The organism is Nonomuraea sp. NPDC051191 (assembly GCF_044455665.1).
Classification (GTDB): Bacteria; Actinomycetota; Actinomycetes; order Streptosporangiales; family Streptosporangiaceae; genus Nonomuraea.
Genome location: NZ_JBITEZ010000029.1, coordinates 83,767 through 99,346 on the forward strand (window position 1 = coordinate 83,767; position 15,580 = coordinate 99,346).

Here is a 15,580-nt window from a genome sequence, read left to right on the forward strand (position 1 = left end):
GGACGGTCAGGTCGCCAGCGGGAGCCTCAGGACGAAGCGGGCGCCGCCCTGATGGTCGGCCACAAAGAGGTCGCCCCCGTAGGCGTGGGCGATCTCGCGGGCGATGGGCAGGCCGAAGCCGGAGCCGCCGGCGTCCAGCGAGCGCGCCTGCTCCTCGCGGTACAGCCGGTGGAAGATGCGTTCCCGCTCCTCGGGCGGGATGCCGGGCCCGTCGTCGAGCACCTCCAGGACGGCGTACGGCGGCGCGGCGGCGACCACGAACTCGATCCTGCTGGTGGTGTGGCGCTCGGCGTTGGCCGCCAGGTTGGACAGCAGCCGTGCCAGCCGCACCCGCGAGGCGCGGACCACCACGTTCTCCTCCAGCCGCGTCAGGACGGACGCGCTCGGCGGATGGGCGTCCAGTTCCTCCACGACCAGGCGGGCGAGGTCGACGAGGTCGGCGCCGGGCGGCGGGGCCGTGTAGAGGCGGGCCAGGGCGAGCAGGTCGCCGACGATGTCGTTGAGGCGTTCGGCGTCGCGGTGCAGGCTGTGCAGAGTGCGGCGGAGGTCGGCGCCGGGATCGGACAGCGCCTCCTCCAACTCGGTCAGCAGGCCGGCGATCGGGTTACGCAGGTCGTGGGCGGCGTCGAAGACGAACCGCTGCTGGTGCTCGATCGTCTCGTGCAGCATCGAGACCTTCTGCTGCTCCTGGCGGTAGGCCTGGTGGAGCAGCGCGTTGGGCTTCAGCGGCCCGGAGACCCGGCCGCCGGTGGGGCCCGGCGCGGCACGCCGGGATTCGAGCGGGCCGCTGACCTCCCCGAAGACGACGACGATCTCCTTCACGTCCCCCGCCGGGTCGAGCACCGGGGCCTGTGTGAGGCGCCAGTGGCGCTGGTCGGGCGGGTCCCAGTCGTCCCGCAGCAGCGGCACGACGTCGCCGACGCCGGCCCCGGCCACCCGCGCCAGCGAGGCACGCACCTTCGCCGCCCCGGACGCGCTCAGGTCCGCCAGGACCGGGGCCTCGCCCAGCAGGGCGCGGCCGATGACCTCCGCCCGGTCCTGGCCGGTCATCCGCAGGTAGGCGTCGTTGACGGCGAGCACGACCCGGCCGCGGGTGAGCACCATGCAGGGACACGGCAGTGCCTCGAATGCCGCCTGGTAGTCGACCGACGCTCCCATCACGGGTCCCCCTCAGCCGCCATCTACCCCCACCGGGCCTGTGACATGCGGAAACACGACAGAGTTGTCATTCTCATTCTCGATAGTGATAACGTCTTGCGTGTGACGACCTCGACAGAGCGCTGGGCCGAGCTGGCGCTGCATCCCGTGCGGATCCGCATCCTGCGCGCCGTCGCCGGGGGCCGCCGTACGGCCTCCGGCCTGGCGGGCCTGCTGCCCGACGTGCCGCAGGCGACGCTCTACCGGCAGATCGCGACGCTGGCCAAGGCCGGGATGCTGGAGGTGGTCGAGGAGCACAAGGTCGGCGGAGCGACCGAACGGGTGTACGCGGTGCCCGAGGGCGGCCTGACGCCGTCCCCCGAGGCGCTGGCGACGGCGACGGCGGAGGACCACGCCCGGTGGTTCACCGCGTTCGCCGGGACCCTGCTGTCGGAGTTCTCCCGCTATCTCGACCGGGAGCGCGTCGATCTGGCCGCCGACGGCGCCGGCTACCAGCAGATGGTGCTCCACCTGGACGACGAGGAGTTCGTCGCCTTCGCCCAGGGATTCGCCGAACTGGTGCGGCCCCTGCTGGCGAACGAGCCGGGAGGGGGGCGTACGCCGCGCTTGCTGGCGACGGTCCTGCTCCCTCTGAAGGAAGGCTGAGCTGTGGCAACGGTAATGGTCAACGAGGGTCTGGTCACGATCGTCTTCGGTCCCTGGGAGCGGTTCCTCACCGGTCACGGCCGGTACACGTTCCCGCTCGCGTCCGTGCGGGAGGCGCGGGTCGCCGGTGAGCCGTTGCGCGTCCCGCGCGGCGCGCGGAAGGGGCTGAGCGTGGCGGGCCACGTCAAGATCGGCGTGTGGGGGCTGTTCGGGGGGCGGCGGCAGCTCGTGTCGGTCACCCGTGACACGCCTGCGGTGCACCTGCTGCTGGACCGCGCGGGGGCCGGCGGCGAGTTCGACGAGGTGGTCGTCTCGGTCCCCGACGCCGGACGGGTCGCCGCCGCCGTACAGGCCGTGGTCACGTGACCGGCGTCGAGGTCAGCGGCCTGACCAAGCGGTACGGCGAGCTGACCGCCGTCGACGACCTCAGCTTCACGGTCAGGCCGGGCGCGGTCACCGCGTTCCTCGGCCTCAACGGCGCCGGGAAGACCACGACGATGCGCATGATGGTCGGCCACGTCACCCCCACCCGCGGCGTCGTGACGATCGGCGGCCGGCGCTACCGCGACCTCCCGCGCCCGACCACCGTGGTGGGCGCGACGTTCGACGCCGCCTCCTTCCATCCCCGGCACTCGGTCAGGGACCACCTGCGGATCTACGCCGCGATGGGCGGCCATCCCGATCGCCGGGTCGGCGACCTGCTGGGCCTGGTGGGCCTGGCGGGGGCCGCCGGGCGGGCGACCGGCGCCCTGTCCACCGGGATGCGGCAGCGGCTCAACCTGGCCACCGCCCTGCTCGGCGACCCCCGCGTGCTGCTGCTCGACGAGCCGGGCAACGGCCTGGACCCCGAGGGCGCGGCGTGGCTGCGCTCGTTCCTGCGCGGCATGGCCGCCGAGGGCCGTGCCGTCCTGGTCTCCAGTCACGTGCTGGCCGAGGTGGAGCAGGTCGCCGACGACGTGGTGGTCATCGGGCGGGGGCGGCTGCTGGCCGCCGGCCGCCTGCGCGAGCTGTGCGGCGCCGAGCCGGACGTGCTGGTGCGCACCCCCGACGCCGCCGCCCTGCGCGCGGTCCTGGCGGGCGAGGCCGAGCTGGTGGAGCCGGCCGGGCCGCACGACCTGCGGGTCCGCGGCCTCGATCCGGCGCGGGTCGCCGCCCTGGCCGCGGCCCACGGCCTGCCGGTCCACGGCCTGACCACCGAACGCCCGACCCTGGAACGTCTCTTCCTCGGACTCACCGGCGAGGGGGCGCGGGAGCGGGCGGACGGGAGCGAAGGGACAGGCCCGGGAGAGCGGGCCGACGGGAGTGCAGGGGCGGGCCCGCGGGAGCGGGGCGCGAGTGGGAGGGCGGGCGTGTGAGGGGTTTCGTGCGGGCCGAGTTCCGCCGGTTGCTGGCCACGCGGATGTGGTGGGGCATGCCGCTGGTGGCCGTCCTGCTCGGCGGCGGGCTGATCGGGCTGCTGGCCGTGGTCGGGCCGGAGAACTTCGAGCCACCGATGCCGGGGCTGGACACCGAGGCGGGGGTGCGGGCCGTCCTGGGGTTCCTGGGGTTCACGGCCTTCGTGCCGGCCGCCGCCGGGACGCTCGCCGTGACGTCGGAGTACCGGCATCGCACGGTGAACTTCACGTTCCTGTTCGCGCCGGACCGCTGGCGGGTGCTGGTGGCCAAGCTCGCCGCCCACGCCGTGGCGGGCCTGGCGTACGGGCTGGTGCTGGCCCTCACGGCGGGGGCGGCGCTGTTCGGCGTGGCCGCGGCCCGCGGCGTCGAGCTGGGGCTGCCGGCCGGGACGATCGTGGCGCTGCTGGCCCGGCTGGGGGTGGCGATGGCGGTCTACGTGGTGCTCGGCGTGGGCCTGGGCGCGCTGATCCGCAACCAGGTCGCCGCGCTGTGCGTGGTGATCGGCTACCTGTACGGCGGCGAACTGGCGCTGATCATGATCCCCGGGGTGCGGGAGCTGTACCCGTGGCTGCCCGGCGGCGCCACCTCGGCGCTGACCGACTTCACCGCCGTGGCCGACGCGCTGGCCGCGCAGTTGTCCAGCGAGCCGGTCCGGCTGCTGTCACCGGCCGCCGGGGCGCTGGTCCTGCTGGCGTACGCGGCGCTGGCGAGCACGGCCGCCGTCCTGAGACCGCTGCGCCGGGACGTGGCCTGACCGCGACCGCCCGAACCCCGCCTGATCGCGAACCGGCCGAGACCCCGCCGGACGGCCAACCGGCCGGGACCCCGCCGGACGGCCAACCGGCCGGGACCCCGCCTTACCGGGAACATTCGTACAAGCCCGCGGGGTGGGCAGGCGGGGACAGTATCTCGGCAAGCCGCTGCTGGTGCTCTTCGGCCAGGACGACCGGAGATGGCGCTCGTCCTCGGCCGCCGACTACCGGACGGTCCCTGGCGCGACCGTCGAACTGCTGCCCGGGACCGGGCACTCCCCCATGCTGGAGGACCCGGCCCGGACGGCTGCGTCCCTGCTCGCCTTCGCCTCGGCCCACGACGGGCCGCAGGCCGCGACGGCGGGGTGAGCCCTGGGCGCGAGGGCCGGATGCGGTCCGCGCGCCCAGGGCCCGGGGTCAGAACAGGCCGCCCAGGAAGTCGTCCAGGCCGCTCTGGTCGATCCAGCGGGTGACGCGGGCGCCGGTTTCGGCGATCGTGCCCGTCCGGGTGTTCTCCGGCTCGATCTTCTCCGGTCTGAAGATCTGCTTCTCAGCCTGCCCCGAGCCGCCGGGCCTGGTCAGGCTGGGCGGCGGCGGCCCGTCCGGGTACATCTTGCCGTCGCGGTAGACGGAGTAGGACTGGGTCGGCTGCCTGGTGCCGTCGTTCCGGTAGACGTGGCTGGGTCTCGGCTGCGCCGGCTGCCTGGTGGCCTTCGGCGGCGACTGGCGTTGGACCGCCCTGTGGCTGGTCGGCCGGCTCGCCGGTCGGCGCGCGGCCTGGGCGCGCCGGGCCTGGGCCGCCCGGTAGCGGTTGCGCGCCCTGGCGGCTTCCGTGGCCCGTCGCTTGGCCGCCGCCTCGGCGGCCTTCTTGCGTGCCTCTCTCCTGGCCGCCGCGGCGGCCCGTCGCTTGGCCGCCGCGGCGGCCGCCTTCCTGGCCTTCTCCGCCGCCTTCTTCTTGGCCGCGGCCAGTGCCCTGCGTTTGGCCGCCGCCGCGGCCTTCTTCTTGGCCGCCTCCAGCGCCTTCTTCCTGGCCAGTGCAGCCGCCCGCCGCTTGGCCGCCGCGATGGCCGCGCGCCGCGCCGCCGCCCGCGCCGCCGCGAGCGCCGCCCGCCGGGCCGCCGCCTGCGCCAGCTTCCTGGCGATGATCCGCGCCGCGATCCGCGCCGCGATGCCGACCACGATCCAGAACAGCTGGCCGTCGGGGTCGCTCATGCTGACGGGGCTGTTGTTGGCGTAGGCGTAGGCGTTGAGCTGCTGCGGGTCCTCCTCGTCGATGATGGGGTCGACCGACAGGAAGCGGCCGTTCTTCGGGTCGTACTCGCGGGCGCCCAGGTGGACGAGCCCGGTCGGGTCCTTGGTGCCACCGACGAAGGACCGCTGTCCCGGCCACCATGGCGGTGGCGACCCCCGGTCCTCGCCGAACGGCGTCATCCGCCGTACGGCCAGCTCCCCGGTGCCGCCGTTCACGGCCGCCTGCGCGGTGCCCTGGTGGTCGGCGGCCAGGAAGTAGACCTGGTTGTCGGGCGTGCGGACCGCGATCGGCTCGCCGTTGATCGTGTAGTAGCGGGTCTGCTCGACGGCGTCCTTGGCGAAGTCGAAGCGCAGCTCCATGTCGTCCACGTACAGGGTGGCGTCCGTGGGCGTCTTGCGCAGCAGCCGGGCGCCGTCGGCGTCGTAGACGAACGACGTCGTCTTGCCCGCCTCCGTGACCGACTCCAGGTTGCCTTCGGCGTCCCAGACGAGGGCCTGGTCGGAGGTGCCGACCTTGCGCCGGGTGGTGTTGCCGGTCTCGTCGTAGGTGAACAGGTCGGTCCCGACGCTCTGCAGCGCGTGCGGCTGCTTGCCGCCGGCCGCCGGGTAGACGGAGGTGCGCACGCTCTCGGGCGCGCCGCCCCAGGCCGGCTTGGTCTCCTTGACCCGGTTGCCGGTGGCGTCGTAGGCGTAGCTGACCGCGTACGGGGCCACGCCACCGATCTTGTCCGAGGCCGGCGTGCCGCTCGCGCAGTCGTCCGTGGCCGTCCACGCCGAGCTCATCCGGCGCAGGTGGTCGTAGGTGAAGCACTGCGTGTCGCGGCCGCCCGCCTTCTCGGCGATCTTGGTGATGTTGCCGGCGGCGTCGTAGGAGTAGTTGAGGTCGAGGTCGGTCGCGGCGGCGCCCTCCCGGTCCAGCCTCATCCTGGTCAGCCTGCGGGTGGACTCGTCATGGGTGTAGGTGAGCCAGGTCTTCTTGCCGCCGGAGCCCAGCTCGTACTGGAGGGTCTCGCCGAGCTTGGAGTAACGGGTCGCGGTCACGTACGACGACAGCCCGGTGACCTTGGTCGGCTGGCTGAGCTCGTCGTAGGAGTAGACCACCGACTCGGCCTCCAGCCCGCCCGCGGCCGGGAAGCTGACCGACTGCACCTGGTCGTCGAGGGTGTAGCGGGTGTTGAGCACGTACGACCCGGCGAGCTTGCCCTCCCGCTCGGGGATGGTCACGGTCTCGCGCAGGCTGCGGTAGTCGGAGTCGATGGCGTTGATCTCCGCCTTGTACGCCTGCCCGCCCGCGTACCGGATGGTGGCGTTCATGTGGCCCTTGGCCAGCCCGTCGTACTTCCACTCGGCCAGCAGCGTGCCGGTGGCCGAGCCGTCGCGCAGCTCCTTCTTGCGTCCGAGGTCGTCGTAGACGTACCAGAGGGTCTTGCCGCGGGCGTCGGTCGTGCTGACCAGCTCGTCGGCGTCGTTGTACGTCATCGTGGTGACGCCCTTGTCGGGGTCCTCCGACTTGGTCTCCCGGCCGCGCACGTCGTAGGTGTGCCGCCACACGTTGCCCGCGGGGTCGGTCACCGTGGCCAGGCGCCCGGCCGGATCGTAGGTGTACTTGGTGGACTCGTACGCGCCCGTCGGGGTGGCGCCCTTGTACTGGCGCAGCTCGATGAGCCGGTCGTCGGCGTCGCCGATGCGGGTCGTCGCGGTGCCGCCGGGCGGCGGCGTCACGTTGACGCGGTCGCCCTGCTGGGTGGCCGAGACCCGGTACTTCTCCACGCCCTTGGCCTTGAGGATCTGGGCGTTGACCTCGCCCGCGCCGTCGAAGACCGACACGACCTGGGTGGGCACGTCGGTGTCGGCGACCGCGAGCAGCTCGGTGGCGGGCGTGCCGGTGGCGAAGTAGCCGGTGTTGGACTTGCTCACCTCGCCGAGCGAGTTGTAGTAGGTGTCGGTGATGGTGCGCCCGTCGCGCAGCGCCGGGTCCTGCGTCTGGTCGTCGCGGGGGGCCGGTTCCTGCGTCTGGCGTTCGCGCATCAGGCCGTCGTACAGCTCGTGGCTGGTGGTGTAGCCGCCGTCGGCGCGCAGCGTCTTGGTGGTGACGATGCTGGGGCCGTCGGTGCGCATGGTGTAGGCGTACTCGGTGCTGGGCGACTGGCCGGCGGCCTTGCTGCGGTCCGGCTGCCAGACCTTGACCAGGCGGCCCAGCGCGTCGTGCTCCATGTCGACGCGCCGGCCGTTGGCGTCGATCTCGGCGACGGGCTCGCCCCAGGCGGGCTCGATGAGGGTGCGCTCGACGTGGCCGAGCTGGTTGGTCTCGACGATCTCCGTGGCCGGGGCGCCGGTGGCCGGACTGTAGGTGGTGATGGACTTCGTCCCGGCCGGGTCGCTCTCGCTGGTCTCACGGCCGTAGACGTCGTAGGTGTGGACGCTGTCGGTGATCGTCGAGCCGTCGGCCGCGCCGAGCTGCTGGACGGTGGTCACGTCGCCCTTGGTGGGCGCCTGGCCGTAGGCCTTGTTGTCGTACTGGACCCGCTCGTCGGAGATGACCTCGCCGGCGGCCAGGGCCGAGACGGCGGTGCCGCAGCCCGCGGCGACCTTCTGGACCCTGCTGGCGTAGTCGAGCATCCAGGCGGTGTCGTTGCGGGCGTAGGTGTAGCGGGTGCACTGGTCGTCGTCGGCGGTGGCCAGGTCGCCCTTCTCCTCCACCTGGGTGAGCAGGCCCTTGGCGTCGTACGAGCGCTCCTCGCCCGTACGACGCCACGCGCCCGCCGCCAGCGCCGTGCGGGTCACCATCGACTTGGGCTCGACCACGTACGCGGTCTTGGTGACGCCGCCCTGCGTGGACTCGGCGGTCTTGAGCGACCACGGCTCCTCGGCGGTCGCGGTCAGCACCGTGGCGCTGTCGCCGTCGTAGAGGATCTCCTCCCGTTCGAAGCCGGAGAGCTGGTCGAGGTCGTCCAGCTTGCCGCCTTCGGTGTCGACGACCTGCGCGGTGCGCTTGGAGCCGTCGGCCTGCTTGTCGCCGTGCATGCCGCGGAAGTACCTGAACTCGGTGAGCGTGCGCCTGGTGTCCTGGCCGTCGCCCTCGCGGACCCGTACGCGGCCGAACCCGCGCCATTCCGACCAGGTGCGGTGCTCGGGCTTGACGAGGATGTTGTCGGCGTAGTGCCAGGCCCCGCCGTCGAGGTACTCGTAGTCGGTGACCACGTTCGGCGAGCCGGCGACGCGGTCCACCTCGACGGTCTGGGTGACGACGTACTTGTGGAACCAGTCGGTGACCTCGCCCTCGGCGGGCGGCGCCCAGCGCTGCGGGAAGCACAGCCGGTTGTTCTTGTCGGCCGCGGCCGGCACGTCGCCGGGCTTGCAGTCGGCCGCGGCGTAGTTGATCCGCAGCTCGCCGCCGGTCTCGTTGTTCACGGCCTGCACGCGCCACTTGACCAGCGGGGCGCGTCCCTCGTTGGCGTCCACCCGGTTGGGCAGCTGCACGCCGCTGAAGGTGATCTTCGGCATGGTGAGGGTGCCGCCCACGTGGCCGCTCTGCTGGACCGCGGCCAGCCACAACGACGGGCTCAGGCCGTCGCCGGTGGCGGGGAACTGGTGGGTCAGCGTCCAGGAGTCCACCGGGCTGTACTGGCCGGAGGCGTTCAGGATCTGCGTGGTGACCTTGGCCAGGCGCTTGCGCGAGAAGAACGTCGGCGACAGCCGGTCGGTGCACTTGACGCCGGAGTCGCAGATCTGGTCGAACGGCACGTCCGGCCAGGACGCCGCGGTCTCCTTCTTGAGCTGGTCGGCGGCGCAGGTGACGGTGCCGGACGGCAGGCAGCGCTCGGCCACGTCGAAGACCACCCGGGAGGCCGGGGCCTTGGTGAACAGCTCGTTGCTCAGGTAGCCGTAGTCGATGCGGGTGAGGTAGGCGCCGCGCACGTACACGGTGCCCTGCTCGGGCTTCATGCTGCGGCCGTAGTAGTTCTTCTCGTTCTCGTACCAGTACGTGGTGGCGTTGCCGTGGGTGTCGACCGCGTAGTCGAGGTTCCACCGGTAGGCCTGCTGGCACCAGGCGTCGGCCGGGGTGCTGGAGTAGCACGGCTCGCCGCTGTTGTTGCCGAACACCGGCACGGTCTGCACCGACTTGGTCTCGGCCTTGCCGGTCGCCCAGCCGGGCAGGCGGTTCAGGCCGAAGGTGTACTGGGTGCCGTCGGCGGTCGTGACCCGCCAGTACTCGCCGTTGTTGTCACCGTTCGTGGCGCCGGTGAGGTACTCGATGCGGGTGCCGTCGTCGCGCTTGGGCCGCCACTGCTTGGTGGTGGCGTCCTTGACCAGCTCGACGGCGGAGTTGCCGAGCGACAGGGTCGCGTTGTCCTGGTCCCAGCACAGGTCGCCGGTCTTCTTGCCGTCGATCATGCAGGCCTTGTAGCGGCGTTCGACGTAGCCGCTGGGGTTCAGGTCGAAGCCCTCCCCCACCCAGGACGGCTGGTTGTTGGTGGAGACGGTGCGGCCGTCCACGCTTTGGGAGGAGTAGTCGAGGGACAGGTCGGGCTCGTCGCCGCCCAGGGCGGGCGGCATGCGCAGGTCGTAGCTCCAGGAGAAGTCGCCGGACTGGTTGCCGACGCTCCAGCTCGCCGAGGGGGCCAGCGAGGTGGCGGCGTGGTCGCCCGACGGGCCGGAGGCGGCGGCGGTCACGGCGTACAGGCCGGTGGTCTCGACCTCGGCGGTCAGCGTGCCGGCCTTGGCGTCGTTGTCGCTCTTGACCGGCTGCGGCGCGGCGCAGGCGGTGGCCTTGGCGTCGAGCGCGCACTCGTCGAGCTTGACCATGCGCAGCCGGGCGCCGTAGTCGCCGCCGAAGGCGTAGCGGAAGCCGGAGTAGTCGACCTCCAGCCGGGTCTTCCCGGACGCCTTGGCCGCCGCGACGCCCTGGCCGGGCGACACGCGCATCGCGACGCCGAGCAGGTCGGTCTTGAGCAGCTCGACCTTGACCGGGGTGGCGTCGGCCGCGGCCACGCCCTTGTCAGCGCTCTTGTCGGCGCTCTTGTCGGCGCTCTTGTCGGCGGGGGCCAGGCGCACCGGGAACCCGGCGGCCAGCGTGCTGACGCCGCCGCCCAGCTCGGCCGTCCGCGGCGCGGGCCAGGCGACCGCGGGCGGGGCCTTCCACGCCTGTTCGGCCGCGGGATCGGCGAGCGGCGGCAGGACGGGCACCTTCCCGCCCTTGACCGGCGTCTCCTTCTGCACCGCGGGCGCCTTGCGGGGCGCGGCCGAGGCGGGCAACGCGTACGCCATGGGCGCCAGGAGCACGACCGAGAGCACGGTCGCCAGCCTGCGCGGCCAGGCGCTCTCGGGCTTGGCGCCCTCGAAGCGGTTCCAGCGGGGGTCGGGGGCGTCGGGTTCCTCGGCGGGTTGCTGAAAACGATTCCAGTTGGGCTCTGGCAGATCTAACTCACTGTCCACGGTTTCTCCCAGGGAGGGGCTACTGGGCGGCTAGCTGGGCTATCTGCTCGGCGCTGAGTACGCCGTCATAGGTGCGGACGTCGTCGACGGTCCCCGGCCAGTAGCCGGTGAAGACGCCCGCGGATTTCGTCCGGCCCAGTTGCAGGGGGCCGGTGGCGGTCCAGGTGCTCACGTGGGGGGTGACGGTGGTGGCCGACAGACGGCCGTTGACGTAGACGCGCAGCTCGCCGGCGAGGGCGTCGTACACGCCGGCGACGTGCGTCCATTCCAGCGGGGCGGGGATGGCGTCGGAGCGAGTGCGGACGAGGGCGGCGGTGTCGGTGTCGGCGGCGGCCATGCCGAGGGTCCACCGCCCCTGTTCCTTGTCGAAGCCGAGCTGGAACCCGGCCGCCCTGGCGCCCGGCTGGGCGACGGCGGCGGTGTCCTTGGCGGGCAGGTAGTCGAGCTGCGTCCAGACGGCGACGGTGTAGCCGGAGCCGGTGGCGACCGCGGGCCCGGCGGCCTGGGCGTAGCCGGTGGCGCCGTCAAGGGCGAGGGCGCCGTCCAGCCAGCCGTCGGTCCAGGTGGCGGCGCCGGCCAGGGTGGCGGGCGTGGCGCGGCCCGAGGAGTCGGCGGCCGACAGCCCGCCCTCATCGTCCAGCTTCCAGTGGCCGACCAGCGTGGCGGCGCTGTTGACCAGGTCGGCGACCTCGTCGGCGAACATGGCCCGGCCGTAGAGCCGCACGTCGTCCACGTCGCCGGGCCAGAAGTCGGCCGCCGCGCCGCCGGTCCTGCCGCGGCCGATGGTCAGCGGGCCGGCGGCGTTCCACGGCGCGGGGACGGTGACCGTGGACTCCGCCCGGCCGTTGACGTAGAGGGAGATCTGGCCGGCCGCCGAGTCGTAGACGCCGGTCAGGTGGGTCCACTCGTTCAGCCGGGGCGCGGCGGCCGACAGCGCGCGCACGGTGGTGGCCGCGTCGGCGTCGGCGCTCGTGACGGCCAGCGCCCAGCGGTTGTCGGTCTTGCTGTACTGCAGGGAGAACGCGCCGGTCCTGCCGCCCTCCTGGGTGACGGCGGTGGCGGAGGCGGCGGTGCCGGTCAGCCGGACCCAGGCGCTGACGGCGAAGTTGCGGCCGGTGTCGGCGACCGGGCCGCCGGTCTGGGCGTAGGCGTTGGCCAGCCGCAGTGCGCCGCCGGTGCGGCCCGAGGTCCAGGTGGCGCCGTACAGGGTGGCGGGGTGGGTGCCGGCGGCGTCGGCGGCGGTGGCGCCCTGGCCCTCGTTCAGCGGCCAGTGACCGGCCGGTCCCCGTCCGGCGTTGACGTTGAAGACGTAGGTGCGGATCGGGCCGAGTTGTCCGGCGCGGTCCTTGCTGCGCACCGACAGGACGTTCGGGCCGTCGTGGCGCGGGGTGAGCGTGATCGCGGCCGTGCCGTCCTGGGCGGGCGGGACCTCGGTCTTGGGGGTGGTGTCCAGGCCGTAGACGTAGGCGGCGACGTCGGTGACGCCGTTGGGGGCGAAGGTGAACCCGCCGGCCAGGCCGACTCCGTCGCTCCAGGCGTTCTCGGTGAACCGTTCGGAGGACACCTCGGGCTCCCGGCCGGGGGCGGTGGCGTCCACGGTCGCCTCGCACCAGGGGCTCCACGCGCTGTTGGCCTTGCCGTCCTCGGCGCGGACCCGCCAGCGGAGCAGCGCGCCGTCGGCGTACAGGCTCTGCGGGACGAGGGCGGAGAAGGCCGTGCCGGTCGAGCCCACGGGGGTCAGGTACTCCCCGGCCTTGGTCCCGTCGGCCCGGTACCACTCGAAGCGACCCCTGACGGAGTTGTCGACGTCCTTGAGCCGGCCCCAGAGCTTGGGCGTGGGGGTGCTGATGACCGGCCGGCCGTCGCCGGAGACGCACGGGCCGCCCGGGTCGGACCAGGCGTCGGCCGCCACCGGGTCGGCGGGCAGCGAGTTGTACTCGATGACCAGGCTCGGGTTGTTGCGGAACTTCTTCCAGGCGTACTGGTCGGTCTCGCTGGTGGCGCGGAGGCCGACGGTGATGTTGGCCCACTTGTTGGCGGCGGCGTCCGCGACCTGCGAGGTGACGTCGAACTCGACGCCGCCGGGCAGGCAGGACGCGCCCCAGCCCTTGGCCACGTTCACGGTGGAGAGCTTCTTGACCCACTTGGGCTGGTTGCTCCAGGTGGTGCTCTTGCTGATCGTGTTGGTGGACCACGCCTCGACCTGGCGGGCGCTGCACGAGTAGGACCACGTCTCGTACGTGCGCAGCGTGCCCTTGATGATCTGCTTGCCGTGGATCGTGGAGCCGGTGTTCATCTGGAAGAACGAGCGGTTGGTCTGCGAGTTGACGTGCCCGACGCGGGCGACGTCGCTGGAGTTGAGGTAGTTGGAGCTGGGCCAGTTGCTCCACACGGCGGTCCAGGCGCCCCGGGCGGCCGAGAAGTACGGGTCCAGGAACACCGGGTACCGCGTCTTCGGGTCGTTCATCATCGCCCGGTCCGGCCGCAGCCGCAGCTTCCTGCCTTCGAGCGAGACGCCCATCGTGGCCTGGCGGGCCTCGGGCGCGCGGCCCTCCTTGACCGCGGCCTGGGTGGTGGCGCCCGTCGAGTCCCACATCGTGGGGGTGGGCGCGATGAAGATCGTGCCGCCGGTGCGGTCGACCGCCTCCAGGTTGCCCGCCTTGTCGGAGCTGAGCGACAGGCCGCTGACCGACAGCGGGAAGTCCAGGTCGGGCAGCGCGCTCGCGGCGGCCCGCGTCTTGACCACCAGGACGTGGGAGAACCCGTCCACGTCGGCGGTGACCCGCAGGTCCACGCCCGGCAGCACCTCGGGGTAGGTGGCGGTGTCGCCGTCGAGGGTGGGCGTGGGCAGCGTGCCCGGCCAGGCCAGTTCCAGGGCCTTGCCGCCGCGCGACAGGCGGGCGAGCGGCCCGCCGCCTCCGCCGGAGAAGGTCAGCCCGGCCGCCGTCGCGACCGGCTCCACCGCGCCGTCGGGGCGCAGGCGCAGGGTGGTGTCGACGGGCACCCAGCCGGTGGCCTGGCGGACGCGGACGGGGCGGGCGTTCAGTTCGAGGGCGAAGGTGCCGTCCGGACGGGCGAAGACCTGGCGGGTCTCGCTGCGCATCGACTCGATCTCGACCGGTTTCCCGGTACGCCTGGCCAGCGTGGTGGCGGCCGTCTCCGACATGGGGGGCGCGCTCGCCGCCGGAGGCGCGCCTGCCTCCGGCGGCTCCGCGCCGGCGGGCGGCACCGCCGGGATCGTGAATGCCAAGACGGCCGCGACCAGCCCACGCACAACCCGCATCGGTCCTCGCATGTCGACCAGAGGTCCGCGCGGGACCAGGCGATCTTCGATTGACGAACGGATTGTCACCCGCGTAATCCCGTACGTCTAGATCTTCTGGCGAATTTCGCCACAAGTTGGGACATGTATGGAAGGAACCGCCGTAAGTCGCCGTCGGAACCCGTCGCGCGGCGCCCGGAGCGTCGGCGCGCCAGGCCGCGAGGTCCAGAAGCGGGTCCGCCCACGAGTGGAAGCGCTATTGTCCTCTCTCATGTCCGGCAGTAGCAGTTCGGCCGAGCTGACGGCCAGGATGCGTACGATGATCGACCAGCTGTCGCCCGGCGACCGCCTGCCGGGCAGCCGGGAGCTGATCCGGCGCTTCAAGGTCGGCCCCGCCACCGTGGCGCGGGCGATCGCCGCGCTCGCCGCCGAGGGCCTGGTGGTCACCCGTCCCGGCAGCGGCACGTACGTCGCGGCCCGGACGCGGCGGCGCGATGACGTCGCCGACACCGCGTGGCAGAGCGTCACCCTCGCCGACCGGACCGTGGACACCCGCGACCTGGCCGGTGTGGCCGCCGAGGGCACGATCCGGTTGGACGGCGGCCCCCCGCACCCGTCGCTCCGGCCCACCCGCGTCCTGACCGCGGCGCTGGCCCGCGCGGCCCGCCGCCCCGGCGCCTGGGACCGCGCCCCGGCCGACGGCCTGGCCGCCCTGCGCGGCGTGTTCGCCACGATGGCGGGCGGCGGCGTGGGCGCCGGCGACATCCTGGTCACCGACGGCGGGCGCAGCGCCCTGTCCATGGTGTTCCGGGCGATCGCCGGGCCGGGCGACCCCGTCCTGATGGAGTCGCCCACCAGCGCGGGGGCGATCGCCGCCGCCAGGGCGGCGGGCCTGCGCCCGGTGCCGGTGCCGACGGACGCCGACGGCCTCGACCCCGGCCTGCTGGCCGACGCCTTCGCCATGACCCGCGCCCGCCTGCTCCACTGCCGGCCGACCTACCACGACCCCACCGGGGCGGTGCTGGCCCCGGGGCGTCGGCGGCAGGTGCTCGACACGGCCCGCGCGGCGGGCGCGTTCGTGATCGAGGACGACCTCGCCCGGCTCCTCGGCCACGGCGCTCCGGTGCCGCCGCCGCTGCTGGCCGACGACCGCGACGGCACCGTCGTGCACCTGTCCTCCCTCACCGCGCCGGCCGCGCCGAGCCTGCGCGTCGGCGCCCTGGCCGCCCGGGGCCCGGTGCTGGCACGCCTGCGCGCCGCCCGGCTGGTCGACGACTTCCTCGTGGCCCGCCCGTTGCAGGAGGCGGCGCTCGACCTGCTCGACTCGCCCGCGTGGGAGCGGCACGTCCGGTCGCTGGGGGCGGCGTTGCGGGAGCGGTGCACGACGCTGGCCGCCGCCGTCGTGGACGAGCTTCCCGGCTGGACCCTCGACCGCGTCCCCGCAGGTGGGCTGCATCTTTGGGCCCGGCTGCCCGGCGGCGCCGACGACGCCGTGGTGGCCGGCGCCGCCCGCCATGCCGGCGTCGCCGTCGGCGCCGGGAGCCGCCACTTCCCCACCGAGGTCCCGGGGGCCTTCCTGCGCCTCGGCTTCGCGGCCGCCGCCGATCACGCGGAGCTGGCCGAGGGCGTGCGGCGGCTCGGCGAGGTGGACCGCGCACTCGGGCTGTCCCGGTAGCGCTTC

The 15,580-nt window shown here is 73.5% G+C and carries 9 protein-coding genes; 6 read left to right on the forward strand and 3 right to left on the reverse strand.

Annotated elements, in window-relative coordinates:
- Positions 1-6: 6 nt before the first annotated feature.
- Positions 7-1,158 carry a sensor histidine kinase gene (locus ACIA8R_RS49660; RefSeq protein WP_397044987.1) on the reverse strand — a complete coding sequence of 384 codons (1,152 nt, stop codon included), beginning with the start codon at positions 1,156-1,158 and terminating at the stop codon, positions 7-9.
- Between the two features lie 102 nt (positions 1,159-1,260).
- Between ACIA8R_RS49660 and ACIA8R_RS49665 the strand changes: the two genes are divergently transcribed.
- From ACIA8R_RS49665 to ACIA8R_RS49685, 5 genes are all read left to right on the forward strand, one after another.
- Positions 1,261-1,803, forward strand: a complete 543-nt coding sequence (locus ACIA8R_RS49665; protein ID WP_397044948.1) for a helix-turn-helix domain-containing protein — start codon at positions 1,261-1,263, stop codon at positions 1,801-1,803.
- Positions 1,804-1,806: 3 nt separating this feature from the next.
- Positions 1,807-2,169: a hypothetical protein gene (locus tag ACIA8R_RS49670; protein WP_397044950.1), complete on the forward strand. Its 363-nt coding sequence runs from the start codon at positions 1,807-1,809 to the stop codon at positions 2,167-2,169.
- Positions 2,166-3,158, forward strand: coding sequence for an ATP-binding cassette domain-containing protein (locus ACIA8R_RS49675; RefSeq protein WP_364102735.1), 993 nt, complete (start codon positions 2,166-2,168; stop codon positions 3,156-3,158). The genes ACIA8R_RS49670 and ACIA8R_RS49675 overlap by 4 nt, the downstream gene beginning before the upstream one ends.
- Positions 3,155-3,952 (forward strand): ABC transporter permease, encoded by a 798-nt coding sequence (locus ACIA8R_RS49680; RefSeq protein ID WP_357708490.1) that lies wholly within the window; start codon positions 3,155-3,157, stop codon positions 3,950-3,952. Before ACIA8R_RS49675 ends, ACIA8R_RS49680 begins: the two co-directional genes overlap by 4 nt.
- A gap of 133 nt (positions 3,953-4,085) precedes the next feature.
- The gene (locus ACIA8R_RS49685) at positions 4,086-4,319 is read left to right on the forward strand and encodes an alpha/beta fold hydrolase (protein ID WP_397044953.1); all 234 of its coding nucleotides are present in this window, start codon (positions 4,086-4,088) and stop codon (positions 4,317-4,319) included.
- Positions 4,320-4,367: 48 nt separating this feature from the next.
- Here ACIA8R_RS49685 and ACIA8R_RS49690 read toward each other — a convergent pair whose 3' ends face one another.
- Entirely contained in the window at positions 4,368-10,637 is a 6,270-nt protein-coding gene (locus ACIA8R_RS49690; RefSeq protein ID WP_397044955.1) for an RHS repeat domain-containing protein, read from the reverse strand.
- 19 nt (positions 10,638-10,656) lie between these two features.
- Complete coding sequence (locus ACIA8R_RS49695) at positions 10,657-13,920, reverse strand: LamG-like jellyroll fold domain-containing protein (protein ID WP_397044957.1); 3,264 nt, start codon at positions 13,918-13,920, stop codon at positions 10,657-10,659.
- Positions 13,921-14,170: 250 nt separating this feature from the next.
- On the opposite strand from ACIA8R_RS49695, the gene ACIA8R_RS49700 reads away from it, so the two are divergent.
- Positions 14,171-15,574 (forward strand): PLP-dependent aminotransferase family protein, encoded by a 1,404-nt coding sequence (locus ACIA8R_RS49700; RefSeq protein WP_397044959.1) that lies wholly within the window; start codon positions 14,171-14,173, stop codon positions 15,572-15,574.
- The last annotated feature ends 6 nt before the right edge of the window (positions 15,575-15,580 follow it).